A 25,703-nucleotide genomic window follows, 5' to 3' on the forward strand; every position below is an offset into this window, starting at 1 on the left:
AGAGCGCTTCAACGCGCCGCCATCACGGAATCGAAGAAGGCCCGCTCCAGGCGGATGGCTTCCGCGAAGGTGTCCGCCACACGTGCGCGGCTCACCGTGTCGACGGGCTCGACGGCGTCGAACTCCTCACGCAGCCACGTCACCCAGCCGTTGTACTCGGGATTGTTGTGCAGCCGGATCCATTCGGCGTGCTTCGGCGCGACCGGCCAGGAGCCGGGGTCGCCGGCGCGCGCCGCCCAGTCCCCGTACAGCCACTCGGCCACCAGGAGCACGGCGAGAACAGCAGGGTAAGAACGAGTCGCCAGCGTACTGCGCATCAGGGCATCGAAGTCCCGTGTGGCCGCGGTCAGCTCCGGCCCGTCGCGCTCGACGTCCGGAACGGCCAGTTCGTCGAAGCAGTCCTGGAAGTAGCTGTTCTCGTCCGAGGCGAAGGCGCCCAGCACCTTCGCGAACATCAGCCTGGAGGCCAGCGACGGCGCCGAGGCCACCGCCTGCCCGAGCAGGGCTGCGAATGCATCACAGAACTGGTAGTCCTGCACCAGATAGTGGCGCAGAACAGGATCCGGGAGATTGCCGTCCAGCAGCCGGTCGACGAACTCGTGTCCGACGGACGCATCCCAGTCCGCGGCGCAGCTGCTTCTCAGTTCTTCGGCGAAGCCCATGGTGTTCCCTCCTGGATGGTCAGCTGGGAGCCTAACAGTTCTCCGGAATGAGGGACGCGAGAAGCCAGTTGAGCACAGTCGCAGACCGCATGACTGTGCTCAACTGGCTTCTCGCGAGGGCTTTCGGGTTACTGGCCCATGATGTATTCGGTGGAGGGGCCGGCGGTCCAGCCGCCGTCCACGGCGATCTCGGCACCCGTGGTGTACGACGCCGCGTCGCTGAGCAGGTAGCTCACGGCTCCGGCCAGCTCGTCCGGGCGGCCGACACGCTGGAACGGGTTGTTGGGGAAGGCGCCTTCGGCCGCCACGATGCCGGTGTGCGCGGTCATCGGGGTCAGCACCATGCCGGGGTGCACGGAGTTGACACGGATCTTCTCACGGCCGAGTTCGACGGCGGCCACCTTGGTCAGCCCGCGCACACCCCACTTGGCGGCACCGTAGGCGCTGGTCAGGGCCATGCCGATCAGTCCGGCAGCCGAGGAGATGTTGACGATCGACCCGCCCCCTGCCCGGCGCAGGGCGGGGACCACCGAGGCGATGCCCGTGTGGACGGCAACCAGATTGATGTCGATGATGCGCTGGAAGGTCTCGTGGCTCTCGTCTGCCACGGGGGTCCCGGAAGCAGAGATGCCCGCATTGTTGACCAGACCGGTGAGACTGCCGAAGGTCGCTTCCGCGGTGGCGACGGCGCGCTCCCAGGAGGCCGGGTCGGTGACGTCCAGATGCACGAACAGTGCGCTCTCTGCGCCGAGTTCGGTGGCCAGTGCGGCGCCGGCGTCGTCCAGGATGTCGCTGATGACCACTTTCCCGCCGTTGGCGACGACGTCGCGTGCGAACGCCTCGCCGAGGCCGCGGGCCGCACCGGTGATGAGGATGACTTTGCCGTGGAGGTTCATAATGAGGATTCCTTTCCGGCGGTGCCGGCAGGGCGCCGTCGAGCATGGTTTTCTGTGAGATTCGCGGTGGCGTGGGCGACCGCCGCGGCGGCCTCCCCGGCGTTGAGCCCGTGGACCGTCATCCGTTCGAGCCCGGAGAGCATGAAGACGACGGCCTGCCCGCAGGCGACCGTGGTTTCGAGCGATCCGGGGACGGAGCCGAGCAGGCGGGCGAGCGGGGCGCGGAGGACGCCGAAGGCCTGGTAGCTGGCCTCCAGCCAGATCTGGCGAAGGGCCGGGCTTTTCAGGACGATGTCCATGAGGCGCACGGACGCCGAGTTGGCACTGCGTTCCAGGGTCAGGATGAACGCGGCCTCGAGGGCGGACAGGAAGTCCGTGCCGGTGGGTTGTTCATCGAAGGCCTGGGCGTAGAGCCGGTTGCCGTGGTCGAAGAGGGGCCGGAGGCTGTCCTCCTTGGTGGGGAAGTAGCGGTAGAAGGTCCGCTCGGACAACCCGGAACCGTCGGCCAGTTCAGCGACGGTGGGTGTGGTCTCTCCGCCGCGAAGGAACTTGTCCGCGCAGTGTTCGGAGATTTTCAGGAGCTCGTCCTGGTCCAGAGGTCGCCGTGCCACGTGATTCAGCGTACGCCTTAATGGCAGAAACTGCCACTAAAGAGCCGGGTGGATGCTCCCCGATACGCGAGAAGCCAGTTGAGCACAGTCGCGGACGGAATGACTGTGCTCAACTGGCTTCTCGCGGAGAGGCGGTTGGCCCTACTTCCACCACTCGTCGAAGAGGGTGACCGGGACGGTTCGCTTGTGCCGGGTCCGGAGGAACTTCTCCTCGATGGCTGCGGCGACTCCCTCCGGAACCTCTCGGCCCTCCAGGTAATCGTCGATCTGGTCGTAGGAGATGCCGAGTTCATCCTCGTCGGTGCGCCCGGGCTTGCCGTCCAGCAGATCGGCGGTGGGAACCTTCTCCCACACCAGACGCGGGGCGTCCAGGTGCTCCAGCAACTGGCGGTTCTGCCTCTTGTTCAGGCCGTACAGCGGGAGGATGTCCGCCCCGCCGTCGCCGAACTTGGTGAAGAACCCGGTGACGGATTCGGCGCCGTGGTCCGTGCCGACCACCAGGAGATTCCGTTCGCCGGCCAGGGCGTACTGCGCGATCATCCGGGCGCGGGCCTTGACGTTGCCCTTGTTGAAGTCCGAGATCTCCGAGCCCGTGGTGGCGAGGAATTCGGATTCGAAGCCGTCCACCGCGGGGCCGACGTTGAAGGTCCACTCGGTCTTGGCCTTGATGAAGTCGAGTGCCGCCTGAGCGTCGGCTTCGTCGTGCTGCACCCGGTATGGCAGCCGGACGGCCACGAAGTCGGCATCCACGCCATCGGAGGAGAGTTTCTCGACGGCCAGCTGGCACAGTCTGCCGGCGAGCGAGGAATCCACGCCGCCGGAGATGCCCAGGACGAAGCCGTTGGTACGGGTCGCCTTCAGGTAGGCGGCCAGGAAGTCCACCCGCTTCCGGATCTCCTCGGCGGGGTCGATGCCGGGCTTGACGCCCATTTCCTGGATGATCTGGGCCTGGAGTGCGCGCATGGCCCCAGGGTACCCGCCGGACGTTTCCAGCCGGTAACACCGCTCTGCCGGATCAGCTGCCGGAAGCCCTCTGCCCGGTGGACTGGCGCACCGTCAGATGCGTTGGCAGCACGGCCCGCTCCCGTGTGCCTCCGCCGAGCCCGCCAGGGGCGACGCGGCCGAGGAGCATGGAGATGGCCACGCGCCCGGCCTGTTCCGTGGGTGCGCTGATGGTGGTGAGCGGAGGATTGCAGAAGTCCGCGCCGAAGACGTCGTCGCAGCCCACCAGGCTCAGCTGCTCGGGGATCCGCACGCCGCGGGCGGCGAAGCGCTGGAGCATCCCGATCGCGATGAGGTCGTTGAAGGCCAGCGCGGCGCTCGCTCCGGAATTGAGCACGGCATCCGCGGCTGCGGCGCCGGAACTCGTCCGGGGTGTGAACGGCCCCACCACGCTCAGCTGGAGTCCCCCCAGCCGGGCCAGCTCCTGGAGTGCGGCCAGGCGCAGCCGGTTGGACCAGGAACTCGGAGGGCCGGCGACGTACACGATGTGCCGGTGCCCGAGTGAACTCAGGTGCTCCAGAGCCTGTTTCAGGGAACCGGGCGTGTCGATGATGACGGTGGGGACGCCGGGAACCTCGCGGTTGATCGTGACGAGCGGCAGCTGCAGCGCCATCTCCGCGATGCCCGCGTCGTTGAGGCGCGACGCCACCAGCACCACGCCGTCGCACGTGCGACGCAGTCTCGCGAGGGCGTCCGCCTCGACCTCCGCCGATTCCTCCGTGTCCACCAGCAGCTGGGTGTAGCCGGCCGCCTTCAGCTGGTTCTGCGTGCCGCGGATGATGTCGAAGTAGAACGGGTTGGTCACGTCCGGGACGAGGAGCGCGACGGCGCCCGTCCGGCCGGAACTCAGGGCGCGCGCCTGGCTGCTGGGGACGTAGTCGAGGTCCTGGGCGATGCGGGTGATGCGCTCGCGAGTGGCCGCATTGACCCGTTCGGGGTTGCTGAGCGCGCGGGAGACGGTGGAGACGGCGACGCCGGCTGCTTGCGCGACGTCGCGGATGGTCACCGAGCGGGGGAGTGCCGGGGGCGTGGAGGTGCTGTGGCCGTCGGCCGCTCCGTCCTGAAGGTTCCCCGAGGCTGGATGCTCCATGCGTCTCCCTTTCGTCGACCCATCCTATCGGTGCCGTTCTGCGGTTCGGACCGGCGCCGACGACACCATTGAAATTCTTTTGGCAACTTTTGGCAAACGGTTGCGGCAACGTTTTGCCAATTCATAGACTCGAGCCACGAGCAGCTGTGGCGCGCATCACACAATGGGGTGGGGCGAGGCCACGACATCCCATCAATGCCACAACTCCATTGGAGGACGAGTGAAGAAGTCAGCTCTTACAGCCCTAGCGGCGGTGCTCACGGCCTCAGCCCTGACGCTGACGGCCTGCGGCGGGTCATCATCCGGCAACGACGGTGGATCCGCAGACGGTAAAGGCAAGACCCTGAACGTCCTGATCAGCGCCAACACCAACTATCCGGAGCAGCAGAAGCAGTGGTTCGCGGACACCGCGGCCGCCTTCAAGAAGCAGACCGGTGCGGATGTGAAGTTCGAGACGTTCGCCTCCGGCAATGAGGAGCTTCAGAAGATCCAGGCCTCCGTGGTCTCCGGCGACGGTCCGGACGTGTACAGCCTCGGCACGACATTCACCCCCACGGCGGTCTCCACGAAGGCGTTCCTCCAGCTGGGTGACGACGAATGGAAGAAGATCGGCGGCCGGGACAAGTTCAACCCGGCCACCCTGGGGATCTCCGGCCCGGACAAGGACCACCAGTACGGTGTCCCGTTCGCCAGCCGTCCGTTCGTCATGGCGTACAACAAGGACCTGCTGAAGGCGGCCGGGATCGACAAGCCTGCCACCACCTGGGACGGGCTGCGGGAACAGGCCAAGAAACTGACTGACGCCTCCAAGGGGCAGTACGGACTCGCCATCGGGTACAAGGACAACTACGACCCCTGGAAGTTCATCTGGGCCATGGCCCTCCAGTCCGGCAACCAATTGGTGGACGGCAACACTCTCAAGCTGGACGACCCCGCGGTGAAGAAGGCCTACCAGAGCTACTTCGGCTGGCTGAGCCAGGACAAAGTCGTGGATCCGGCCTCGGTCGGCTGGACCAACTCCAGCGCGCTGGCCGCCTTCGCCTCCGGAAAGGCCGCCTTCTTCCCGATGACCACGGTGACGTCCCTGAACACCCTGAACAAGTCCGCGGTCAAGGACCAGTTCGACTACGCGCTCATGCCGCTCTCGTCCTCGGACCCGGCACCGTCCGGCGGCACCCAGGCGGCGTCGATCCTTTCCGGGGACAACATCGTCGTCGCGGACTACTCGAAGAACAAGGACCTGTCTCTCGCCTTCGTCAAGATGGTCACCGACAAGGACGCCCAGCTGAGCTACCAGAAGACGTTCGGCGACCTGCCGACCAACGCCGAAGCCCTCAAGGAGGTCGGCTCGGGCACCCACCTGTCCGCCATCGCCGACGCCGCGGCGAAGTCCTACCCCACTCCGTTCACCGGCGCCTGGGCGGACATCCAGCTCGCCATGGTCAACGTCGCCGTCCAGAGCATTCCGGATCTCGCCGCCGGCGGAGTGTCCGACGCCGGCCTGTCCCAGCGCCTCAGCGACGCACAGTCCAAGGCCCAGGCGTCCCTCGACCGGGCCTCGAAAGGCTGACGGGGCCGAACCGTGAACAACAGCACCAGCAGCACCCTGCTTCCGGGGGACGCCGAGGCGTCTCCCGGGGGCGGTCCCGCCCGCCGCCCGGAGAAGGCGTCACGGCCCGGCCGACGCCGAGAACTCTCCGAGCGCAATCGCCCCCTGTGGATGCTGATCCCCGGCGGCGTGCTCATGACGGTGATCATCGTGGTCCCGCTCCTGCTCGGCGTGTACATGTCCTTGCTCGACCTGGACCAGTACACCCTCCGCAAGTGGGTCTCCGCCCCGTTCATCGGGCTGGCCAACTATGTCGAAGCCCTCACACAGTCGGAACTGCTGCATTCGGTGTGGCTGAGCATCTCCTACTCGGTCATCGCGATGGCGGTCACCCTCCCGCTCGGAGTGGCCGCGGCGATCGCCACCCAGAACACCTTCAGAGGGCGGGCGCTGATCCGTTCCGTCTTCCTCATCCCGTACGTCCTGCCGAGCTTCGTGGTGGCCACGGTGTGGCGGACCATGTTCCAGCCGGACGGCGTCATCACCGCGGCACTGCACTCCATGGGCATCGAGCCGGGGCTCTTCCTGAACGGCCCCAACTCCTACTGGACACTGATCCTGGTCCAGATCTGGGCCTCCTGGCCGTTCATCTACCTGATGGCGCTGTCCGGCCTGCAGGCCGTGGACCACGAGGTCCACGAGGCCGCCGCCCTGGACGGGACCCTCTGGTGGAGCAAGCTGCGCTATGTGATCTTCCCGTACCTGAAGGGGCCCCTGTCCCTCGCAGTCCTCATCGGGCTCCTGCACCACTTCAACAACTTCACCCTGCCGTTCGTGCTCTTCGGCATGCCGGCGCCGCAGGACGTCGCGGTGCTGCCGTATCTGACCTACGAGACGAGCTTCCAGAGCTTCCGCTTCGGGCTCAGCGCGGCCATGGCCGTGGCCTCGCTCATCCTCGTGGCGATCCCCCTGTTCGTCTACCTGCGCGCCGTCCGCCTGGACGACGCCGACTCCACGGGAGGACGGAAATGACCACCGCCACCACGCGACGGGCCGCCGCGAGCCGCGCCGCTGCGAAGCAACCGTCCGTCGAACGCCCCGGCTCCCGCCGCCAGAACGAGGTGACGCGGCTGCTGCCCACCTGGCTGGTGGCCACCGTCGCCACCGTGCTCTGCGCCCTGGTCCTGGTGCCGCTGTGCTACATCTTCCTGGCCTCGCTCAACAGCGACATCGGGGTGGCCCGCGGTGAATTCTGGCCCAGCAGCTTCAGCTGGGAGAACTACTCCAGGATCTGGTCCAGCGTCGGTCTGGCCGGAGGACTCCTGAACTCGGTGGTCGTGGCCGGCTCCACGGCCGTGGTCTCCGCGTTCCTGTCCGTCGCCACCGCCTATGTGCTAGTGCGGTTCCAGTTCCGCGGACGCGTCACCATCCTGCGGGGCCTCCTGGGCCTGCAGAGCGTGCCTGGGACACTCATGCTGCTGCCCGTGTTCGTGCTGTTCAGTTCGGCGGCGAGCTACCTCGGCGTCAAGATCATCGGCACCCAATGGGGCCTGTTCCTCACCTACCTGACGTTCGCCCTCCCGTTCTCCACCTGGGTCATGGTCACCTATCTGCGCGGCCTGCCCCGGGAACTGGAGGAGGCGGCGCGCATCGACGGCGCGTCCAATCTCGGGATCCTGACCAAGATCATCCTGCCGCTGTCCTGGCCGGGGATCGTGGTGTCCGGGATCTTCGCGTTCCTGCTCGGCTGGAACGACGTCCTGTTCGCCTCGGTCATGACCCGTCCGGAGACGCAGACCGCGGCCGTCGCGCTGCAGCTGTTCGCCTCCAGCACCGAGGGCGGGGCGATCCCTTACTACGGGCAGATGATGGCGGCGTCGCTGGTCTGCGCCGCACCCGTGGTGATTCTCTACCTGATTTTCCAGCGATACCTAGTGGGCGGTCTGACCGCCGGAGGAGTGAAGTAAATGGCTTGGGTTCTCTCAGGATTCGGTGACGAGATCGACCAGGATCCGCACGTCCAGGTGGCCGTGCTGCAGGCGCTGGGCGCCCGGCACATCGAGGTCCGCAGTGCGTGGGGGATCAATATCGTGGAGCTCTCCGCGGAGCGGCTGGATGAGCTGAAGGCGGTGCTTGAAGCCCGCGGCATGGGGGTGTCAGCCATCGCCTCACCCATCGGCAAGGTCTCCGTGGGCCTCCCCGTGGAGCACGAACTGGGTCGCCTGGACGCGGCGATCAACGCCGCCCGGGTGCTCGGCACCCGCTACATCCGCATCTTCTCCTTCTACTACGACGGCGAGGCGGCGGCGGTGCGGGACGCCGTCGTCGAGCGTATGCGTGCGCTCGCCGCCCGCGCCGAGGAGGCCGGCGTCGTGCTGCTGCATGAGAACGAGAAGGACATCTTCGGCGACGTGCCCTCCAGGATCCTGGACATCATCACCTCGGTGGACTCCCCGGCCCTGCGGGTGGCCTGGGACGCCGCGAACTTCGTCCAGGTGGGTGTGAAGCCCTTCACGGAGGCCTACGAAGCCCTTCGTCCGTACCTCGAGTACGTGCAGGTCAAGGACGCCCTCTTCGCCGATGCGTCCGTGGTGCCGGCCGGCGAGGGGGACGGGCAGCTTGCGGAGACCATCCAGGCGTTGAAGGACTCCGGCTACTCCGGCTTCGCCTCCCTGGAACCCCACCTGGCGGATGCGTTCGCGACGGGCGGGTTCTCCGGCCCGGCGGCGTTCGGCGTCGCCGGCCGGGCGTTCGCCGCAGTCCTGGCCGGTGCCGGCCTGGAATCGGAATGACCGAGGAAGGAGAACTCATGACCGTGTCAGAACAGCCCACGCGCGTCGCCATCATCGGCTGCGGATCCATCGGCCGCACCCACGCCGCCGTCATCCTGGAACAGCCCGAGCTGCTCCTCACCGCTCTCGTGGACCCCGTCACGGAAGCACGGACCGAGCTCGCCGCCTGGGTGGGGGACCGGGCCGCGCCCAGGCAGTACCCGTCCGTCGCCGCAGCCCTGGCGGCCGACGTCGCGGATCTGTTCGTCCTGGCCACGCCCAGTGGGCTGCACATCGCCGGTGCGCTGGAGGTGCTCGAAGCCGGCAAGCACGTCATCATCGAAAAACCGCTGGACGTGGACCTGGCACGCGCCCAGGAGATCGAGGCGGCCGCGCTGGCCGCGGAGGCCCGCGGACAACTGGTCACCGTGATCAGCCAGCACCGCTTCGACCCGGCGAGCCTCGCCGTCGCGGACGCGGTCGCCGACGGCGGCTTCGGCCGGCTGTGCTCGGCCATCGCCACGGTGTCCTGGTGGCGTTCACAGTCCTACTACGACTCCGGTGACTGGCGCGGGACCTGGGCCATGGACGGCGGAGGCGCGCTGATGAACCAGGGAGTGCACACGGCGGACCTGCTCCTCTGGTTCCTGGGCCGCCCGGTGACCATCACCGGCCATGCGGCCCTGCTGGCCCACCGGGACATCGAGGTGGAGGACACCGCCGCGGCCGTCATCACCTTCGAATCCGGAGCCTTAGCCGTCCTGCACGCCACCACCAGCGCCTACCCGGGCCTGAGTGCGTCCGTTCAGCTGATGGGTTCCGGGGGATCGGCACGGATCGACAACGACCGGCTGGCCTACTTCCACGCCGCCGGCGAGGACGCCCCGGAGTCCCGGATGGGCATGAACGGCGAGGGCGACCAGTCCGCCGAGGTCCTCAGCCGGTATCCGGAGGAGGCCGCCGAGGTGGCCGATCCTACCGTTTACCCGGTGGGCCACGCACGCCAGTACCGGGACGTGATCCGCGCTCTGGCCTCCGGGTCCCGTCCCGGCGTGCGCGTGAGCGACGCCGTCAACGCGCTCGCCTGCGTGCGGGCCGTCTACCTGTCCTCGGCGCTCGGCCGGACCGTCCTGTTCGAGGACGTTCTGGCAGGCGTGTACGCGGGCACCGATGTGGCCGCCGGCATCGCCGGCGGCGTCTACGCAGGAAAGGGACAGGCATGAAGTTCTCCGTGTTCACGGCGTCCACCCCCGAGTGGTCCCCGGAACAGGCCGTCGCCGAGCTCGCGGCTCAGGGTTGGGACGGGATCGAGTGGCGTGTGGTGGATCAGCCCGCCTCGCCGGACGGCCGTCCGGGATTCTGGGCCGGCAACCTCGCCACCGTGCCGCTGACCGGGCTGGAAGAGGAGGTCCCCCGGCTGCGCGCCCTGACCGAGGCGGCAGGCCTGGACGTGTCAGGCGTCGGCGGCTACGCCCCCTGCAAGCAGCACGACGACGTCGAACGGCTCCTTGCCGCGACCCGCGCCTTGGGCGCATCTCAGGTGAGGATCGTGGTGCCGGCCCTCGGACACGTAGCTTGGGGCGGCCGGCTGCCCACCGGCGGTGACTATCCGGAGCTGTTCGCCCAGGCCCGGGACGATTTCCGCTGGGTGGCGGACCGTGCCGCGGAGCACGGGGTCAAGGCCCTCGTCGAGCTGCACCACACGACCCTGACCTCCTCGGCCTCCGCGGCGATGCGTCTGCTGGACGGCCTGGACCCGGAGCATGTGGGCGTCATCCACGATCTGGGGAACCTGCAGGTGGAGGGCTTCGAGGACCACCTGGCCGCGTTCCAGCTGCTCGGCCCGTACCTGGCGCACGTCCACGTGAAGAACGGCGCCTGGTTCCGGGACGAGGTGCAGGGCGATGACCCCCTGGCCACGGTGGGCTGGCATCATGAATGGACGCCCGTGAACCAGGGCATGCATTCGGTGGTCGAGTACCTGCGGACGCTGAAGGGGCACGGTTACGACGGCTGGGTCACGCTGGAGGACTTCTCCACGGAGCTGCCGCTCGCGGAACGAACCGCGTTCAACCTCGCGTACATGCGGCGGGCCTGGGAGGAGGCCCAGTGAACGCTCTGGACGACGCCCTGGATCCCGACCGTCTCTTCCCTGCGGACCCGGCCACGCGCGCCATCGCCCGCGAGCTGCACGCTCTGGTGGAGCAGCTGCCGATCCTGTCCCCGCACGGCCACGTGCCGGCGTCGATGATCGTCCAGGATGAGCACTTCGGGGATCCGGCCGGCCTTCTGGTCAGCCCCGATCACTACGTCACCCGGCTGATCCACGCCTCCGGAGTGCCGCTCTCCGGGCTCGGTGCCGGCCCTGGCGGGAGCATCGCCCCGCGCGAGGTGTGGCGGCGCTTCTGCGAAGCCTGGCCGCTCTTCGACGGAACGGCGTCCGGGTACTGGCTGCGCACCGAATTCGCGAGCGTGTTCGGTGTGGACGAGACCCGGATCAGCGGCGAGAACTCGGACGAGGTCTTCGACGCCGTCCAGGCCGTTCTGGACCGCCCGGACTTCCGGCCGCGTGCCCTCATGGACTCCTTCGGCATCGAGGTCCTCGCCACCACGGATGACCCGCTGGACACCCTGGAGGACCATGCTGCGTTGGCTGCGGACCCGTCCTTCACACCGCGGGTGATACCGACCTTCCGGCCCGACCCCTATGTGAACGCGTTCGCCCCGGGATTCGCCGACCGTGTGGAGCGGCTCGTGGCGGAGGCCGGCGACGGCCAGGTGGGCTACCGCGGATACGTGCGGGCGCTGCAGAACCGCCGGGAGCACTTCATCCGGCACGGTGCCGTCTCGGCCGACCACGGCGTCCGCACCCCGTTGACCATGAAGCTCGGCGACGGCGAGGCCGCACGGCTCTTCGACGCCGCCGTCCGCGGCGGGCTGAGCGCCGCGGACCGGGATGTCTTCGAGGGCCACATGATGTACCAGATGGCCCGCATGTCCGCCGAGGACGGCCTGGTCATGACCCTGCATCCCGGCTCCTTCCGCAACCACCACACGCCGAGCTTCGAGCGGTTCGGGGCGGACACCGGGCATGACATCCCGTTCGCCGTCGGTTTCACCGAGGGCCTGCGCCCGCTGCTGAACGACTTCGGCACCGCCGGCTTCGGAACCGGCCGCAGTGGCACGGACAAGCCGTTCCACCTGGTGCTCTTCACCCTGGACGAGACCGTGTTCTCCCGGGAGGTGGCCCCGCTGGCGGGCTTCTATCCGTCCGTTTTCATCGGGGCGCCCTGGTGGTTCCTGGACGCTCCGGACGCCATGCAGCGGTTCCGTTCCGCCGTGACGGAGACGGCCGGATTCTCCCGCAGCTCCGGGTTCATCGACGACACGCGCGCGTTCTGCTCCATCCCGGCCCGGCACGACGCCTCCCGCCGCGTCGAGGCCGGATTCCTCGCCCGGCTGGTCGCCGAGCGCCGGATCCGCCTGGACCGCGCGGAGGAGATCCTGGTTGACCTGGTGGACGGCGCGCCGAGGCGGGTGTTCCGGCTGTGAAACCGCAAAGCGCAGTGCATCCGGAGAACACAGCACCGCCGGAGAACACAGCACCGCCGGAGAACACAGCACCGGCGCAAAGCACAGCGCAGCCGCTCAGTCGTGCGACCGTGGACGTGCCCCGGCCTCCTGTCCGGATCGTCCACTTGGGCCTGGGCGCCTTTCACCGCGCTCATCAGCTCTGGTACACCCAGCACGCGTCCGACGGCTCCGAGTGGGGGGTGGCCTCGTTCACCATGCGCAGCCCCACCGCTGCCGAGGCACTGGCGCCGCAGGACGGCCTCTGCACGCTCATCGAACGCGCAGCCGACGGCGATCGTTTCGAAACGCTGTGGCCTCTCGTCGAGGTGGGGGACGGGTCCGCCGAGGCCGGCCGTGAGCGGATGGTGGAGCTCCTGGCCTCGCCGGACACCGCCGTCGTGAGCCTGACGGTCACTGAGGCGGGCTACGCCCCCGGGGCGCCCGCGGCCACCGTCCTGCGGCGGGGGCTGGAAGCCCGCTTCGCCGCGCAGGCCGGGCCGCTCGCCGTCGTGCCCTGCGACAACCTCAGCGGCAACGGCGAACTGGCCCGGCAGGCGGTGCTCGGCACACCGGGTGAAGCCGAGCCGGGCGCGTTCACGGCCTGGCTCGCTCGAGAGGTCAGTTTCGTGTCCAGCTCGGTGGACCGCATCACGCCGCGCGCCACCGGTGCCGAGACGGAGGAGGTCCAGACCGCCTGCGGCGTGCAGGACGACGCCCCCGTGGTCTGCGAACCGTTCCGCTCCTGGGTGCTGGAGGGTGCGTTCCCCGCCGGGCGTCCTGCCTGGGAATCGGCGGGCGCGCGCTTCGTGACGGATCTGGAGCCGTGGGAGCGCCGCAAGCTGTGGATGCTCAACGGCTCGCACACCCTCCTGGCCACGGCCGGCCGTCTGCGCGGGCACAGCACGGTCGCAGAGGCGATCGCGGACCCCGTCCTCCTGACGGCCGTCCAGGATTTCTGGGCGGAAGCCGCCCGGAACCTCCCCGCCGAGGTCGATGCGGCAGCGTATGCGCGGGACCTCCTGGACCGCTTCGGCAACGGCCGGATCGCCCATCTCCTGGCGCAGATCGCCCAGGATTCCGTGACCAAACTCCGGGTCCGTGCCGTGCCCGTATGGCGTGCCGAACGGGCCGCCGGACGCAGCGGCGACGCCGCCCTGGCCGTGATCACCGGCTGGGCGGACGCCGTCGTCGCCGGTGTCCGCAGCCGCGACACGGAGGACGCCGCCGTCGACGCCGCCCTGGAGGCTTCCGAGCCACGGCAGGCGCTGCTGCGTCTCATCGACCCCGAGCTGACACCCATTCCCACGACCCCTAAGGACATCAGATGAAAATCGTCGCCGCGGACGTCATCGTCACCAGCCCCAGCCGCAACTTCGTCACGCTCAAGCTCACCACCGACGAAGGGCTGGTGGGCATCGGGGACGCGACCCTCAACGGCCGTGAGCTCGCCGTCGCCGCCTATCTGACGGAGCACGTCTGCCAGCTGCTGGTGGGCCGGGACGCCCACCGGATCGAGGACACCTGGCAGTTCCTGTACCGCAGCTCCTACTGGCGGCGCGGCCCCGTCACCATGGCCGCGATCGCCGCCGTGGACATGGCACTCTGGGACCTCAAGGGCAAGGCTGCCGGACTGCCCGTGTACCAGCTGCTGGGCGGTGCGTCACGGACCGGTCTGCGGACCTATGGGCACGCTTCCGGGCGGGACCTGCCGGAGCTGTTCGACTCCGTGCGGGAGAACCTGGAAGAGGGCCACACCTCCGTCCGCATCCAAAGCTCCATCCCCGGGCTGAAGGCCATCTACGGCATCGCCTCCCAGGACCAGTCCTCCGGGGAGCGCTACGACTACGAGCCGGCCGGCCGTGGTGCCTTCCCTGCGGAGGAGGACTGGGACACCCGGGCCTATCTGAAGCACCTCCCCACCGTTTTCGAGGCGGTGCGCAACGAATTCGGCCCGGATCTTCCGCTGCTGCACGACGGGCACCACCGGATGACGCCCATCCAGGCGGCGAAGCTTGGCAAGTCCCTGGAGCCGTACGATCTGTTCTGGCTGGAGGACTGCACTCCAGCCGAGAATCAGGAGGCCCTCCGGCTGGTGCGGCAGCACACCACCACCCCTCTCGCGATCGGCGAGATCTTCAACACCGTGTGGGACTTCCAGACGCTCATCAAGGAACAGCTCATCGACTACGTCCGGGCCGCGTCCACGCACTTCGGAGGCATCTCCCCGCTGAAGAAAGTCATGGACTATGCGGCCCAGTACCAGATCAAGTCCGGCTTCCACGGGCCCACGGACATCTCCCCGGTGGGCTTCGCCGCCCAGTGCCACGTCGGCCTCGCGATCCACAACTACGGCATCCAGGAATTCATGCTGCACTCGGACGCCACCAATACGGTGTTCGAGCAGACCCTGGAATTCCGGGGCGGGCTGATCCGGCTGGACCCGGAGGCTCCGGGCCTGGGCGTCACACTCAACGAGGAAGCCGCCGCAGCGTACCCGTACCAGCAGGCCTACCTGCCGTACAACCGGCTCGCGGACGGCACCGTCCACGATTGGTGACCGGCCCAGGGCATCCGGGGCAGAATGGAGCTGTCGGCATACGTCCACCCGGCCGGAAGGAATCCAATGAGGCAGCGGGGAAACTCGGCATGAAGACCGGAACCGCTGCTCAGCGGCTCATCCTCTGGATCGCCATCCTGGCATCCTTCGTATCGTTCCTGGACAGCAGCGTCATCAACGTAGCCCTGCCCGCCATCGACCGGGAGTTCGGCGGAGGCCTGGCGACCCAGCAATGGGTGGTGGACGCGTACCTCATCACGCTGGGTGCGCTGATCCTCCTGGCAGGCTCCCTCTCGGATGTCCTCGGGCGCATCCTGATCCTGCGCATCGGCTTGATCGGGTTCGGGGTCACCTCATTGATCTGTGCTTTCGCCCCCACGGCCGAGGTGCTGATCGTGGGCCGAGGCCTTCAGGGCGCGGCCGCCGCCCTCCTGGTGCCCAGTTCCCTGGCTCTCATCACGGCCAACTTCGCCGGACCGGCACGCGCCAAGGCCATCGGCCAGTGGACGGCGGGCACCACGGTCGCCTTCATCGCGGGTCCCATCCTGGGGGGTGTGCTCGTCGATACGGTCGGCTGGCGGGCCGTCTTCTGGATCAACGTCCTGCCCATCGCCGTGACGCTGTACCTGCTCGCGGTCCTCGGCATGAAGGACACCCGCGCACACGGTGTCCGGATCGACTACGCCGGGGCCGTGCTCTGCGTGCTCGGTCTGGGCGGTCCGGTGTACGCCTTGATCGAGCAGGGGAACCAGGGCTGGGGGAGTCCCGGCATCTGGGTCCCGTGCGTGGTCGGGGTTCTCTGTCTGGCCGGATTCCTCTGGCGGCAGGCGACGGCACGCCAGCCTCTCATGCCCCTGAGTCTTTTCACCGTCCGCAACTTCGGCATGGGCAACCTCGCCACCACGTTCATCTACGCCGCGCTGTCGATCGGCGGCCTCATCGTGGTGCTGTTCCTTCAGCAGGTGGCAGGTTACCCGGCAACGCTGGCCGCTCTGGCCACGCTGCCCATCAGCATCCTGAACATCGGGCTCTCCACGTGGTTCGGCTCGCTGGCGGGCCGCTTCGGTCCCCGGTGGTTCATGGCGCTCGGGCCCGTGCTCGGTGCCGCCGGTTATCTGCTCATGGTGACGTCCCGGACGCCCGTCGACTACTGGACGCAATTGCTGCCGGGCATCCTGCTGTTCGGCGTCGGACTCTCGGTGACGGTGGCCCCGCTGACGGCGGCGATCCTCGGCTCCGTCTCCGAGGAGCAGTCCGGCATCGGCTCGGCCGTCAACAACGCGATCGCGCGGATCGCCGGGCTGGTGGGCGTGGCGGTGCTCGGGCTCGTCATGGGCCCCGCACTGGACCTGGAGGGATTCCACCGGGCCTTGATCTTCACCGCGGTGCTCCTGGCCGCGGGCGGCCTGGTCTCCGCCGTCGGCATCCAGAACCCGGCCCGGGCGGACCCCTCCGACGGGGCCCCCGCTGCCAGTCGATAAACTTCTACCATGACTGCCCTCGACGCCTCCGCCGCGCGCGCCCGCCTGCTCGAACTCATCAAGGAACTCGCCGTCGTCCGCGGCAAGGTCATCCTCTCCTCCGGCAAGGAAGCCGACTACTACGTCGACCTCCGCCGCATCACCCTGCACCACGAAGCCTCCCGCCTGGTGGGTCAGGTCATGCTGCAATTGCTCGACGACGCCGGCATCGAGTTCGAGACGGCCGGCGGTCTGACCATGGGCGCCGACCCGGTCGGGACCGCTCTGATGCACGCTGCAGGAGACGCCGGTCGCACCATCGACGCCTTCGTGGTGCGCAAGGCCCAGAAGTCCTACGGCATGGGCCGTCAGGTCGAAGGCCCCGGTGTGGACGGCCGGGACGTCGTCGTACTGGAAGACACCTCCACCACCGGCGGCAGCGCGCTGACCGCCATCGAGGGCGTCCGCAACGCCGGTGGCAACATCAAGGCCGTCGCCGTGATCGTGGACCGCAACACCGGCGCCAAAGAGAAGATCGAGGCCGAGGCCGGAGTGCCGTACCTCTTCGCCTTCTCCAAGGACGAGCTCGGCCTCGACTAGAAGATTGAACAACGACGGCGCGTGCCCACTCGCCGTCGTGCATGCGTGCTGGGTGTGGCGGCGAGACCGGCACGCCCAGCACGCGGGCCCGATGTGAAGCCGACTCGCAGACCGATCGATCCGTGCTTGTTTCTTCCAGCGACGCTTGTCGTTGCGATTGACACTGCTCCCTTGGGTTCGGTGAGATCTACTTATTCCCGGACGCGAGCATCAAATCTACGAGTATTGGCATTGCCGAAGACGGATCAGGACCTACTCGCCCGGCTTCCATCCCAGGGTCGGACGTTCGCGCAACTTTACAGGCTCCGTGCACGGCATGGAACGGGAATCCCGATGAGAGGCTCTTGTTCTTGACTAGTCCCAGTCGGTTAGTCAGCTCGTCGAGCTGTGAAGACGTCATTGCTGAGCGCTTGTTTTCAGCATGCCACCGCAGCCAAACTTCGAACTTTAGATTAGAAATCAGGAGAACGATCGACTCGGAGGCGGCGAGTTGACAGGCGGCTGGTAGCGCATCGTGCTGGTCGACGTCAACGAGGCAGACGCAGAATTCATACTCCTTGCCGCTCTTAGCCGCCTCATCTCTTTTCTCGACGCACTTCTGGACCACTTTCAAGGGATCTTTGCCCACGGGAACGGACTTGACGACAGCTGTAGCGCCCTTGCTTCGCAAGAAGCTGTTCAGCCCCTCAACGTACTGTCGTTCTGTCAGCATTCCCTCAGTGACGACGAGGATGCGTCTGACGAGCTCGCGGGCTGGCCTGCTACTCCGTCGGCCATATGCCCGACCTGCCATGGTCAGTGGTCCTCAGAGCTGACGAGGGCAGCCAGTACACTCGGCGAAAGTCTTGGAGTTCCTCCGTACCGCCCTGTCAGATAGCGCTTCTCTATATTTGCGTCTGGGTGTTTCGGGAAGTCGGCGAGACAAAACAGTTCAGTTACGCCTTCGTAACTCTTATCGGTGAACCAGACCTGTTCAGGAGCTAGGCGTACGTCGCTGAGCGGGGAAAGTAGATAAGACTCATGGCTAGTGAAGATAAGTTGCGCATGCCGAGAGTTAATCGTTGGTTCCATGAACGCACCGAGGAGGACCTCAAGAAGATGAGGGTGAAGGCTGGCGTCGATTTCGTCGACTAGGAGCAGCCCTCCGTTGCGCAGGGCCTCCAGAGCGGGCACTGCAATGGCAAGCCAGGCAATCGTCCCATCACTTTCATCTCTGATCGAAAACGGGGGGCATTCTTCAGCCGTTCCGCGGTGAGTGAAGAGCAGGTGGCGTACTACCTGTGCAAGGTCGTCGTCGTCCAGCTGGTCTTGATTTTTGTCATCGGCGGCTTTCTCCGTCTTGGCATCTGGTTCTTCGTCTTCCTTCAGCTCGCGCCAGAGCCGGGTCACCGCTCGGAGCACGTGCTCGGGCACGCTCGTTTCCTCAATTCCAACTTTCAAAACGCCGATGTCCGCGACTTGAAGCAGCGCTTCGAGGTCGTCGAAAGTGATGCCTCCCTCTGCCAGTGAATCAGCGATGCTTCGCAAGCGGGCTTCGCGGTGGGAGTCCTTGACAAGCACGTAGTCGAAGCTTTCCGTCAAGTCACGAGCGAATGCGTGGAGCACAGAATCACCGAGCAGCAGGGCGCGACTGAGGACCAGCTCGCGGTCGGTCACTTCGATCCGTGCGCGAAGACTCGGGTGAAACGTAAGGGTTCTCGTCTCCCGGACGCGATCAAACAGGGTACGCCAGCGCGAAGTAGGGATGTCACGTAGCCATTCACGTTTGACACCCTGATGGTCGACCTCGAAGCCGTAAAGATAGCGCCGGCCTTCGTGCACGAGATCGAGCTCATACACGCTAGTCGAGGTCCGTGAGATTCCATCGAGCATGAACGGTGCTCGGCGCATAGATTTGGATGCTTGCCACGAAGTAGCGGACTGCTCGACGGCGGTGAGGGCATAACGGATTGCGTCCAGGACAGCGGACTTTCCAGTCGCGTTGCCTCCGAATACGCCAGCAAGCGGGTATGCCGCCTTAGTCCACTCGCCGTTCCTGGGCTGGAGGGTCTGAAGCGACGGGTGCCTAAGGTCGATGGTGATCTCGTCCCGGATGCTCTTGTGGTTCCGCACGGTGACGCGCAACAGAATCATACGGCGACCATAGCATGCGGAAAGGTCGAGATCATACGAATTTCGAGCGGATCATAGGTTAGCGAACGTAATTGCGGCCCTTTTGCGTGATGGCCTACGTCTTCGGCACGAGACGAAGCCTGTTGCTCAAGACGCCACAGTCTTTCGGGGTGGTTTTGCTGGGTGTACGTCGAGTCGCGGCGCGTAGCTCGGCGCCGGTAACTTTGATGCATGACAAGTAATCTTGATGATTCCGGGGTGGACGTCCTCCCCGAGCCCGAGCGCGAAGTCCTCACCTGGGACACGTTCGGGGACGCCTCCCGCGAGCTCGCCCAGACCGTGGTGGACAGCGGTTTCCAGCCCGAAGTCGTGGTGGCGATCGCGCGCGGCGGTCTGCTCTTGGCGGGTTCCATCGCCTACGCCCTCGGGGCCAAGGCCTGTGGTGCACTGAACGTCGAGTTCTACACCGGCATCGGGACGGTCCTTCCGGAGCCCGTGGTGCTGCCGCCGATGCTGGATGAGGGCGCGCTCCACGGCAAGAAGGTCCTCCTGGTGGACGATGTCTCCGACTCCGGGCGCACCCTCGCCAAGGTGGTCGAACTGATCGGTGACTGGGGCGCCGAAGTCCGCACCGTGTGCCTCTACACCAAGCCGCGCACCATCCTGGAGCCCGATTACGAGTGGCGCCGCACGGACAAGTGGATCACCTTCCCCTGGTCGGCGCTGCCGCCGGTGGAGCCGCAAGGCTGATCTGCGGCTTACAAGAGGAACGGCCCCGCGCCACACGATCATCTCGTGCGATGCGGGGCCGTTCCCATGCCCGGCGGCGTCGGCTCAGATGAGTTCGTGCAGGGTGGCCACGCTCGGCAGCACCTGGTTGGGCCGGAACGGATATGCGGCGATCTCTTCCTGCTGCGTGATGCCGGAGAGCACCAGAACGGTGTGGAGCCCGGCCTCCATGCCCGCGATGATGTCGGTGTCCATCCGGTCCCCGATCATCGCGGTGGTCTCGGAATGCGCATCGATCCGGTTCATGGCGGAGCGGAACATCATGGGATTCGGCTTGCCCACGATGTACGGTTCACGGCCGGTCGCCTTGCTGATCAGGGCCGCGATGGCGCCCGTGGCGGGCATCGGGCCGTCCTTGGAAGGGCCGGTGGCGTCCGGGTTCGTCGCGATGAACCGTGCCCCGGCCAGGATGAGACGGATGGCGGTGGTGATCGCCTCGAAAGAGTAGGTCCGGGTCTCTCCGAGCACCACGAAGTCCGGGTCCTGATCCGTCAGGATGAAGCCCGCCTCGTGCAGAGCCGTGGTCAGGCCCGCCTCGCCGATCGTGTAGGCGCGGTTGCCGCTGTCCGAACTGTGGACCTGCTCCTTCAGGAACTGGGCCGTGGCGAGAGCGGAGGTCCAGATGTTCTCCTCCGGAATCTCCAGCCCGGATGATTTCAGGCGCGCGGCCAGATCCCGCGGGGTGAAGATCGAGTTATTGGTCAGCACCAGGAAGCGCTTGGAGGTGTCCACCCAGCGCTGGATCAGCTCCGCGGCACCGGGAATGGCGTGGTTCTCGTGGACGAGGACGCCGTCCATATCGGTCAGCCAGCACTCGATCTCCTGGCCGCTGCGGTGATTGCGCAGGGGGCCCTGCTCGGCGTTGCTCATGATTCCTCCTGACAAGCGGGAACGTACTCCCACCCTATTTTCCCCCTTCCGGCTGAACGGAATGTGAAGAACGGTCCGCCGGGCGGCCCGTTGTGCCCCCGATAGAGTTGACGGGTGACTGAACAGAACCCTTCAGACCGCCGTCCCGCCGTTGAAAGTCCGGCGCGCGACGACGACGGCGCACAGCAGCCTGAGGTCGGGGTCGGGCCATGGGAAGGGGACTGGCCGTCCGGTGAGCATTGGGATCCTGAGCTGCTGGAACATGGTGACCGCCGGAACGTCCTGGATCAGTACCGTTACTGGAAGCACGATGCGATCGTCGCCGAGCTGGACACCCGGCGGCACGATTTCCATGTGGCGATCGAGAACTGGCAGCACGATCTGAACATCGGCACCGTGGTGCGCACGGCGAACGCCTTCCTGGCCAAGGAGGTCCACATCATCGGGCGGCGCCGCTGGAACCGCCGCGGAGCCATGGTCACCGACAAGTACCAGCACGTGCGCCACCACCCGACGGTGGAGGACTTCGTCGCATGGGCCCAGGGGGAGGGACTGACCATTCTCGGGGTGGACATCTTCCCCGACTCCACCCCCTTGGAGACGTACGAACTGCCGAAGAACTGTGTCCTGGTCTTCGGACAGGAAGGGCCGGGACTGTCCGAGGAAGTCCACGCGGCCGCGGCCGCGACGCTGTCCATCGAACAGTTCGGCTCCACCCGTTCCATCAACGCGGCGTCGGCCGCCGCGATCGCCATGCATGCCTGGATCAGGAGGCATGTCTTCGGCCAGACGGTCGCCTGACTCGTGCGAGGATGCGTCGCGTCATGATCCAGGCCACACATTCCATGCCCGCCTGCTTGCTGGCTAGGATGGGTTCAGTCACGCGGAAATAGCGCGAAACGGTCGGCAACATCCCTGCTGCCCGGCCCATCCCGTTGCATCACCAGGAGTCAGCATGCCTATCGCAACCCCGGAAATCTACGCCGACATGATCGACCGTGCCAAGGCAGGCGGTTTCGCTTACCCGGCGGTCAACGTCACCTCCTCGCAGACCCTCAACGCGGCCATCCGTGGTTTCGCCGAGGCCGGTTCCGACGGCATCATCCAGGTGTCCACCGGTGGTGCCGCCTACTGGTCCGGCGCCTCCGTCAAGGACATGGTCGCCGGGTCCCTCGGCTTCGCAGCCTTCGCCCGCGAGGTCGCCAAGAACTATGACGTGAACATCGCGCTGCACACCGATCACTGCCCGAAGGACAAGCTGGACGGCTTCGTCCTGCCGCTGCTGGCGGCTTCCGAGGCCGAGGTCAAGGCCGGCCGCAACCCGTTCTTCAACTCCCACATGTGGGACGGTTCCCATGAGGACCTGGGCGAGAACCTGCGGATCGCCCGTGAGCTGCTGGACCGCACGGCCGCGGCCAAGATGATCCTCGAGGTCGAGATCGGCACCGTTGGCGGTGAAGAGGACGGTGTGGAGAACGAGATCAACGAGAAGCTCTACACCACCACCGAGGACGCCCTCGCCACCATCGAGGCCCTGGGCTCCGGTGAGAAGGGCCGTTACATCACGGCGCTGACCTTCGGCAACGTCCACGGCGTCTACAAGCCGGGTGGCGTGAAGCTGCGTCCCGAGCTGCTGAAGAAGATCCAGGAAGAGGTCGGCGCCAAGATCGGCAAGGCCAACCCGTTCGACCTGGTCTTCCACGGCGGTTCCGGTTCCTCCGAGCAGGAGATCGCGGACGCCGTCTCCTTCGGCGTCATCAAGATGAACGTGGACACGGACACGCAGTACGCCTTCACCCGTCCGGTGGCCGGCCACATGTTCAGCAACTACGACGGCGTGCTGAAGGTCGACGGCGAGATCGGCAACAAGAAGACCTACGATCCGCGCGTCTGGGGCGCCTCCGCAGAGGCCGGCATGGCCGCCCGCATCGTCGAGGCCGCGCAGCAGCTCGGCTCCGCCGGCAAGAGCGGCAAGTAAGCATGTCGGACGAGTTCCGCACCAACCTCCTCGGCCCGGAGCCCACGAAGCTGCCCGCCGAGACCGAGGTGTACCAGCACCTGGCCCTGGGTGCCCCCGTTCACGAACTGCTCGCGAAGAACCCGGCTTCGTCTCTGTTGTGGGCGCTCGCCGCGGAACAGGCCTGGGCCGAGAACAAGACCATCGAGTCCTACGCCTTCGCCCGGGTGGGTTACCACCGCGGACTGGACGCGCTGCGCCGTAACGGCTGGCGCGGCACCGGCCCGATCCCGTGGGAGCACGAGCCGAACCAGGGATTCCTGCGGGCCCTGTACGCGCTGGGCCGGGCCTCAGCGGCCATCGGCGAGGCCGATGAGCCCGAACGGATCGAGTCGTTCCTGAATGACTCGGATCCCACCGCAAAGGCTGCCATCGAGGCACTCTGAGCGGTGGCTGAGCAGGGTGGGGCGGCCGGTCACTTTCAGTCTGGAAGGTGACCGGCAGCCGTCGTGCTTCCGGGGGTCCCTGCGGTCGGTGAGCTCGCTGGTTCGATGCCGTTTCGCTCCCTTGGATCGCGATCTCGCACGATGCCAGCGAGTTCGGCAAAGCCGTGGGTTGAAGTAGCGAGTTCGGCCGGCCTACGAGCCCCGTCCCACCCTGCCTGGCTCAGGCCTTTCGCAGCTCGCGACGCAGGATCTTGCCGGAGGAGGACTTCGGGATCGCATCCAGGAATTCCACCTGGCGCACCTTCTTGTGCGGGGCGACATGCTCGGCCACGAAGGCCATCACCCCGGCCGCGTCGAGCGCCGAACCCGGCTGCCGGACCACGAACGCCTTCGGAACCTCCTGGTGATCCTCGTCGTAGGCGCCGACCACCGCGACGTCGGCCACCTCGGGATGCGTGAGCAGCACGGCCTCAAGCTCGGCCGGGGCGATCTGGTAGCCCTTGTATTTGATGAGTTCTTTGAGCCGGTCCACGATGCTCACGACGCCGGTCGAGGACACCGTGGCGATGTCGCCGGTGTGCAGGAAGCCGTCGGCGTCCAGTGCCTCGGCGGTGGCCTCCGGGAGATTGAGGTAGCCGAGCATGACATTGGGGCCGCGGCAGAGCAGATGACCCGGTTCGCTGACACCCTCAGCCGGCGGGTCGATGTCCTCACCGGTGGCCAGATCCACGATCCGCATGTCCATATTGGGCACCGTGTAACCGCAACTGCCCAATGGGACGCCCTCCGCGGAACGGGGGATGAGATGCGAGACCGGACTCATTTCACTCATCCCGTATCCCTGGAGCATGCGGCAGCCGAGGCGTTCCGCCACGGCGTGGCCCAGTTCCTCGTCGAGCGGTGCCGCCCCGGAAAGTGCTGTGTGCACGCTCGACAGGTCATAGTCCGCCACCAAGGGGTGCTTGGACAGCGCGACCGCGACGGGTGGCGCGATGAAGAGATAGCTGATGCGGTGGTCCTGGATGATGCGCAGGAACTCCGTCAGGTCGAACTTGGGCATCGTCACCAGCCGTGCACGCTCTGCGAGGGCCAGATTCAGCAGCACCGTCATCCCGTAGATGTGGAAGAAGGGCAGCAGCGCCAGCAGGCGGTCCTCGGAGGACACCTCCAGCAGCGTACGAGCCTGCTGGACGTTGGCCACCAGATTGCGGTGGGTGAGCATGACGCCCTTCGGGGTGCCACTGGTTCCCGAGGAGAATGGCAGCACGGCGATGTGCGTGGCAGGGTCGATGCTCACCTCGGGTGGCTGGAATCCGGCTTGCAGCACCTCGCGGTACGAGGGGTGGCCCTCGGCCTCGCCGATGACGATCAAGCGTTCCGCCGGGATGCCCGCGGCCGCTGCGGCCGCCTCGGCGCGTTCCAGGAACGGCGCGATCGTGAAGAGCCAGGAGGCCCCTGCGTCCTGCAATTGATGCGCGACCTCCTCGGCGGTGTAGAGCGCGTTGATCGTGGTCGCGGCGGCGCCGGTCCGCAGGATGCCGTGGAAGACGGGCGCGAAGGCGGGGATGTTCGGGGAGAGGATGCCCACCACGTTTCCCGGTACGACTCCGTGGGCTGCAAGGTAACCGGCCACTGCGTGAATGCTGTTCAAGAGGTCGCCGTAGCTCGCCTCGGCGCCCGTGCTTCCATCCACGAGCGCGATCCGCTGCAGGTCGTCAGGGGTGAGATCGCCGAAAAGATAGTCGTAGACGCTCACGGCGGGGATGTCGACGTCGGGGTATGGGCTGCTGAACACGGTGCCTCCTGCGTGTCGTCGCCGGTAGGGAACGCGATGCACGAACCGCTTTGTTACCGACGGGTATGTGATCCAGATAACAGGGTCCAGGCCGCCCGGCACAAGATGTAGGTCTCTCTCAAATCGTGTCCTGGACGTGATTGACACCGTCGGTGACGCCTTGCCATCCTGGTTTGGACGCGGCCTCTCCGGGGGGACTGGCCGCTCATGAGACGCCTGGCCGGGAGGGGCCGCTGGTGCTCGATCACTCATCTCTCTATGACAAGGCATCATCATGGACCAGCCAACCACTCGCTCCTTCCGCTCCCGCAAAGTCCGCGCCATCCTGGCCGGTGGTCTCGTTCTCGGCGTGGGCGCCGTGTTCACCCTCGCCGCCTGGACGGACAATGAATGGGTCTTCGGCCAGAACGACAACGGAACCGGCGGCCCGGGCACCGCGGTGTACCACATGGAACAGAACACCTGGACCGGCACGGCAGGGGCGGCGGCCTGGAGCGATCAGGGTGCCAAGAACGGTGGTGCACTGACGTTCACGGTGAACGCGGACAAGCTCCTGCCGGGCAGCACCGTCTACGCTCCGATGCAGCTTCGCTCGGCTGCGGGCTCGCAGGCCCTCACGGCAACGCTCGCTGAAGGCGTCCAGGCCACCCCGGTGGTTGACCCGACCAACAACTCGGCCCTCTACGGCGCTCTGACCTATTCTCTCAAGTCGGGTGTCACCAAGGCTCAGTGCAATGCGGCCGGGTTCGCAGGCGGCGGCACCGTGCTGGTGGCGGCCGGTCAGCCGCTGACGGCGACGTCGGCGACGCCGATCTCCCTGCCGGCCGGCGCGGATTCCTCGACGGCCGGTACCGGCGTCGATCTCTGCTTCGCCCTGACCCTTCCGACGACCGCCGATTCCTCCCTGCAGGGCAAGGCGACCACCCCGCTCTGGCGGTTCACCAGCACCGTCGGTTCCTGATC

25 protein-coding genes are annotated in these 25,703 nt (G+C 66.9%); 16 read left to right on the forward strand and 9 right to left on the reverse strand.

Annotated features, from left to right (window positions below):
- Positions 1-8: 8 nt before the first annotated feature.
- The 5 genes from ACIPXZ_RS11150 to ACIPXZ_RS11170 all read right to left on the reverse strand — a co-directional run bounded on the left by ACIPXZ_RS11150 (position 9) and on the right by ACIPXZ_RS11170 (position 4,261).
- Positions 9-662, reverse strand: coding sequence for a TenA family protein (locus ACIPXZ_RS11150; RefSeq protein WP_400593869.1), 654 nt, complete (start codon positions 660-662; stop codon positions 9-11).
- A 128-nt stretch (positions 663-790) separates the two neighbouring features.
- Positions 791-1,558: a glucose 1-dehydrogenase gene (locus tag ACIPXZ_RS11155; protein WP_400593872.1), complete on the reverse strand. Its 768-nt coding sequence runs from the start codon at positions 1,556-1,558 to the stop codon at positions 791-793.
- Positions 1,555-2,169, reverse strand: coding sequence for a TetR/AcrR family transcriptional regulator (locus ACIPXZ_RS11160; RefSeq protein WP_400593875.1), 615 nt, complete (start codon positions 2,167-2,169; stop codon positions 1,555-1,557). The genes ACIPXZ_RS11155 and ACIPXZ_RS11160 overlap by 4 nt, the downstream gene beginning before the upstream one ends.
- A gap of 141 nt (positions 2,170-2,310) precedes the next feature.
- The gene (gene nadE / locus ACIPXZ_RS11165; RefSeq protein ID WP_400593878.1) at positions 2,311-3,132 is read right to left on the reverse strand and encodes an ammonia-dependent NAD(+) synthetase; all 822 of its coding nucleotides are present in this window, start codon (positions 3,130-3,132) and stop codon (positions 2,311-2,313) included.
- A gap of 52 nt (positions 3,133-3,184) precedes the next feature.
- Positions 3,185-4,261 carry a LacI family DNA-binding transcriptional regulator gene (locus tag ACIPXZ_RS11170; protein ID WP_400593881.1) on the reverse strand — a complete coding sequence of 359 codons (1,077 nt, stop codon included), beginning with the start codon at positions 4,259-4,261 and terminating at the stop codon, positions 3,185-3,187.
- Positions 4,262-4,481: 220 nt separating this feature from the next.
- On the opposite strand from ACIPXZ_RS11170, the gene ACIPXZ_RS11175 reads away from it, so the two are divergent.
- From ACIPXZ_RS11175 to pyrE, 11 genes are all read left to right on the forward strand, one after another.
- Positions 4,482-5,831: an ABC transporter substrate-binding protein gene (locus ACIPXZ_RS11175; protein WP_400593883.1), complete on the forward strand. Its 1,350-nt coding sequence runs from the start codon at positions 4,482-4,484 to the stop codon at positions 5,829-5,831.
- 12 nt (positions 5,832-5,843) lie between these two features.
- Complete coding sequence (locus ACIPXZ_RS11180; RefSeq protein ID WP_400593886.1) at positions 5,844-6,842, forward strand: carbohydrate ABC transporter permease; 999 nt, start codon at positions 5,844-5,846, stop codon at positions 6,840-6,842.
- Entirely contained in the window at positions 6,839-7,777 is a 939-nt protein-coding gene (locus tag ACIPXZ_RS11185) for a carbohydrate ABC transporter permease (RefSeq protein ID WP_400593889.1), read from the forward strand. Before ACIPXZ_RS11180 ends, ACIPXZ_RS11185 begins: the two co-directional genes overlap by 4 nt.
- Entirely contained in the window at positions 7,778-8,602 is an 825-nt protein-coding gene (locus ACIPXZ_RS11190) for a sugar phosphate isomerase/epimerase family protein (RefSeq protein ID WP_400593892.1), read from the forward strand.
- 17 nt (positions 8,603-8,619) lie between these two features.
- The gene (locus tag ACIPXZ_RS11195; protein ID WP_400593895.1) at positions 8,620-9,804 is read left to right on the forward strand and encodes a Gfo/Idh/MocA family protein; all 1,185 of its coding nucleotides are present in this window, start codon (positions 8,620-8,622) and stop codon (positions 9,802-9,804) included.
- Positions 9,801-10,694, forward strand: coding sequence for a sugar phosphate isomerase/epimerase family protein (locus ACIPXZ_RS11200; RefSeq protein ID WP_400593897.1), 894 nt, complete (start codon positions 9,801-9,803; stop codon positions 10,692-10,694). The genes ACIPXZ_RS11195 and ACIPXZ_RS11200 overlap by 4 nt, the downstream gene beginning before the upstream one ends.
- A 5-nt stretch (positions 10,695-10,699) precedes the next feature.
- Positions 10,700-12,133 (forward strand): glucuronate isomerase, encoded by a 1,434-nt coding sequence (gene uxaC / locus ACIPXZ_RS11205; protein WP_400593972.1) that lies wholly within the window; start codon positions 10,700-10,702, stop codon positions 12,131-12,133.
- Positions 12,134-12,243: 110 nt separating this feature from the next.
- Positions 12,244-13,482: a mannitol dehydrogenase family protein gene (locus ACIPXZ_RS11210; RefSeq protein WP_400593900.1), complete on the forward strand. Its 1,239-nt coding sequence runs from the start codon at positions 12,244-12,246 to the stop codon at positions 13,480-13,482.
- Positions 13,479-14,711, forward strand: a complete 1,233-nt coding sequence (gene manD, locus ACIPXZ_RS11215; protein WP_400593903.1) for a D-mannonate dehydratase ManD — start codon at positions 13,479-13,481, stop codon at positions 14,709-14,711. Before ACIPXZ_RS11210 ends, manD begins: the two co-directional genes overlap by 4 nt.
- Positions 14,712-14,800: 89 nt before the next feature.
- On the forward strand, positions 14,801-16,192 hold the full coding sequence (locus ACIPXZ_RS11220) for an MFS transporter (protein ID WP_400593906.1): 1,392 nt from the start codon (positions 14,801-14,803) through the stop codon (positions 16,190-16,192).
- A gap of 9 nt (positions 16,193-16,201) precedes the next feature.
- Positions 16,202-16,771, forward strand: coding sequence for an orotate phosphoribosyltransferase (gene pyrE / locus ACIPXZ_RS11225; protein ID WP_400593909.1), 570 nt, complete (start codon positions 16,202-16,204; stop codon positions 16,769-16,771).
- A 187-nt stretch (positions 16,772-16,958) separates the two neighbouring features.
- Here the strand turns inward: pyrE and ACIPXZ_RS11230 are convergent, their stop codons facing one another.
- Together ACIPXZ_RS11230 and ACIPXZ_RS11235 are read right to left on the reverse strand one after the other, a co-directional pair.
- Positions 16,959-17,564 carry an RloB family protein gene (locus tag ACIPXZ_RS11230; protein WP_400593912.1) on the reverse strand — a complete coding sequence of 202 codons (606 nt, stop codon included), beginning with the start codon at positions 17,562-17,564 and terminating at the stop codon, positions 16,959-16,961.
- A 2-nt stretch (positions 17,565-17,566) separates the two neighbouring features.
- Positions 17,567-18,904 (reverse strand): ATP/GTP-binding protein, encoded by a 1,338-nt coding sequence (locus ACIPXZ_RS11235; protein WP_400593915.1) that lies wholly within the window; start codon positions 18,902-18,904, stop codon positions 17,567-17,569.
- 210 nt (positions 18,905-19,114) lie between these two features.
- On the opposite strand from ACIPXZ_RS11235, the gene ACIPXZ_RS11240 reads away from it, so the two are divergent.
- Entirely contained in the window at positions 19,115-19,633 is a 519-nt protein-coding gene (locus tag ACIPXZ_RS11240) for a phosphoribosyltransferase (RefSeq protein ID WP_400593918.1), read from the forward strand.
- An 84-nt stretch (positions 19,634-19,717) separates the two neighbouring features.
- Here ACIPXZ_RS11240 and ACIPXZ_RS11245 read toward each other — a convergent pair whose 3' ends face one another.
- Positions 19,718-20,542 carry an HAD-IIA family hydrolase gene (locus tag ACIPXZ_RS11245; protein ID WP_400593921.1) on the reverse strand — a complete coding sequence of 275 codons (825 nt, stop codon included), beginning with the start codon at positions 20,540-20,542 and terminating at the stop codon, positions 19,718-19,720.
- A 114-nt stretch (positions 20,543-20,656) separates the two neighbouring features.
- Between ACIPXZ_RS11245 and ACIPXZ_RS11250 the strand changes: the two genes are divergently transcribed.
- The 3 genes from ACIPXZ_RS11250 (at position 20,657) to ACIPXZ_RS11260 (ending at position 22,945) form a co-directional block, all read left to right on the forward strand.
- Positions 20,657-21,343, forward strand: coding sequence for a TrmH family RNA methyltransferase (locus tag ACIPXZ_RS11250; protein WP_400593923.1), 687 nt, complete (start codon positions 20,657-20,659; stop codon positions 21,341-21,343).
- Between the two features lie 154 nt (positions 21,344-21,497).
- A complete protein-coding gene (gene fbaA, locus ACIPXZ_RS11255) occupies positions 21,498-22,520 on the forward strand; it encodes a class II fructose-bisphosphate aldolase (RefSeq protein ID WP_400593926.1) in 1,023 nt (340 codons plus the stop codon).
- Between the two features lie 2 nt (positions 22,521-22,522).
- Entirely contained in the window at positions 22,523-22,945 is a 423-nt protein-coding gene (locus ACIPXZ_RS11260; protein WP_400593929.1) for a DUF3151 domain-containing protein, read from the forward strand.
- A gap of 220 nt (positions 22,946-23,165) precedes the next feature.
- Here ACIPXZ_RS11260 and ACIPXZ_RS11265 read toward each other — a convergent pair whose 3' ends face one another.
- Complete coding sequence (locus tag ACIPXZ_RS11265) at positions 23,166-24,740, reverse strand: AMP-binding protein (protein ID WP_400593932.1); 1,575 nt, start codon at positions 24,738-24,740, stop codon at positions 23,166-23,168.
- A gap of 274 nt (positions 24,741-25,014) precedes the next feature.
- Between ACIPXZ_RS11265 and ACIPXZ_RS11270 the strand changes: the two genes are divergently transcribed.
- Entirely contained in the window at positions 25,015-25,701 is a 687-nt protein-coding gene (locus ACIPXZ_RS11270) for a SipW-dependent-type signal peptide-containing protein (RefSeq protein WP_400593935.1), read from the forward strand.
- Positions 25,702-25,703 lie beyond the last annotated feature (2 nt).

Origin of the sequence: Arthrobacter sp. NPDC090010 (genome assembly GCF_044748305.1) — a bacterium.
Taxonomy (GTDB): domain Bacteria; phylum Actinomycetota; class Actinomycetes; order Actinomycetales; family Micrococcaceae; genus Arthrobacter_E.

Excerpts from the sequence above, each read along its gene's own strand:
- ACIPXZ_RS11150 (WP_400593869.1), bottom strand. The coding sequence starts at position 662 with ATGGGCTTCGCCGAAGAACTGAGAAGCAGCTGCGCCGCGGACTGGGAT.
- fbaA (WP_400593926.1), top strand. The coding sequence starts at position 21,498 with ATGCCTATCGCAACCCCGGAAATCTACGCCGACATGATCGACCGTGCC.
- ACIPXZ_RS11195 (WP_400593895.1), top strand. The coding sequence starts at position 8,620 with ATGACCGTGTCAGAACAGCCCACGCGCGTCGCCATCATCGGCTGCGGA.
- ACIPXZ_RS11155 (WP_400593872.1), bottom strand. The coding sequence starts at position 1,558 with ATGAACCTCCACGGCAAAGTCATCCTCATCACCGGTGCGGCCCGCGGC.
- ACIPXZ_RS11220 (WP_400593906.1), top strand. The coding sequence starts at position 14,801 with ATGAAGACCGGAACCGCTGCTCAGCGGCTCATCCTCTGGATCGCCATC.
- ACIPXZ_RS11240 (WP_400593918.1), top strand. The coding sequence starts at position 19,115 with ATGACAAGTAATCTTGATGATTCCGGGGTGGACGTCCTCCCCGAGCCC.
- ACIPXZ_RS11230 (WP_400593912.1), bottom strand. The coding sequence starts at position 17,564 with ATGGCAGGTCGGGCATATGGCCGACGGAGTAGCAGGCCAGCCCGCGAG.
- ACIPXZ_RS11270 (WP_400593935.1), top strand. The coding sequence starts at position 25,015 with ATGGACCAGCCAACCACTCGCTCCTTCCGCTCCCGCAAAGTCCGCGCC.
- ACIPXZ_RS11260 (WP_400593929.1), top strand. The coding sequence starts at position 22,523 with ATGTCGGACGAGTTCCGCACCAACCTCCTCGGCCCGGAGCCCACGAAG.
- ACIPXZ_RS11170 (WP_400593881.1), bottom strand. The coding sequence starts at position 4,261 with ATGGAGCATCCAGCCTCGGGGAACCTTCAGGACGGAGCGGCCGACGGC.
- ACIPXZ_RS11245 (WP_400593921.1), bottom strand. The coding sequence starts at position 20,542 with ATGAGCAACGCCGAGCAGGGCCCCCTGCGCAATCACCGCAGCGGCCAG.
- ACIPXZ_RS11235 (WP_400593915.1), bottom strand. The coding sequence starts at position 18,904 with ATGATTCTGTTGCGCGTCACCGTGCGGAACCACAAGAGCATCCGGGAC.
- ACIPXZ_RS11190 (WP_400593892.1), top strand. The coding sequence starts at position 7,778 with ATGGCTTGGGTTCTCTCAGGATTCGGTGACGAGATCGACCAGGATCCG.
- ACIPXZ_RS11185 (WP_400593889.1), top strand. The coding sequence starts at position 6,839 with ATGACCACCGCCACCACGCGACGGGCCGCCGCGAGCCGCGCCGCTGCG.
- nadE (WP_400593878.1), bottom strand. The coding sequence starts at position 3,132 with ATGCGCGCACTCCAGGCCCAGATCATCCAGGAAATGGGCGTCAAGCCC.
- manD (WP_400593903.1), top strand. The coding sequence starts at position 13,479 with ATGAAAATCGTCGCCGCGGACGTCATCGTCACCAGCCCCAGCCGCAAC.
- ACIPXZ_RS11200 (WP_400593897.1), top strand. The coding sequence starts at position 9,801 with ATGAAGTTCTCCGTGTTCACGGCGTCCACCCCCGAGTGGTCCCCGGAA.
- pyrE (WP_400593909.1), top strand. The coding sequence starts at position 16,202 with ATGACTGCCCTCGACGCCTCCGCCGCGCGCGCCCGCCTGCTCGAACTC.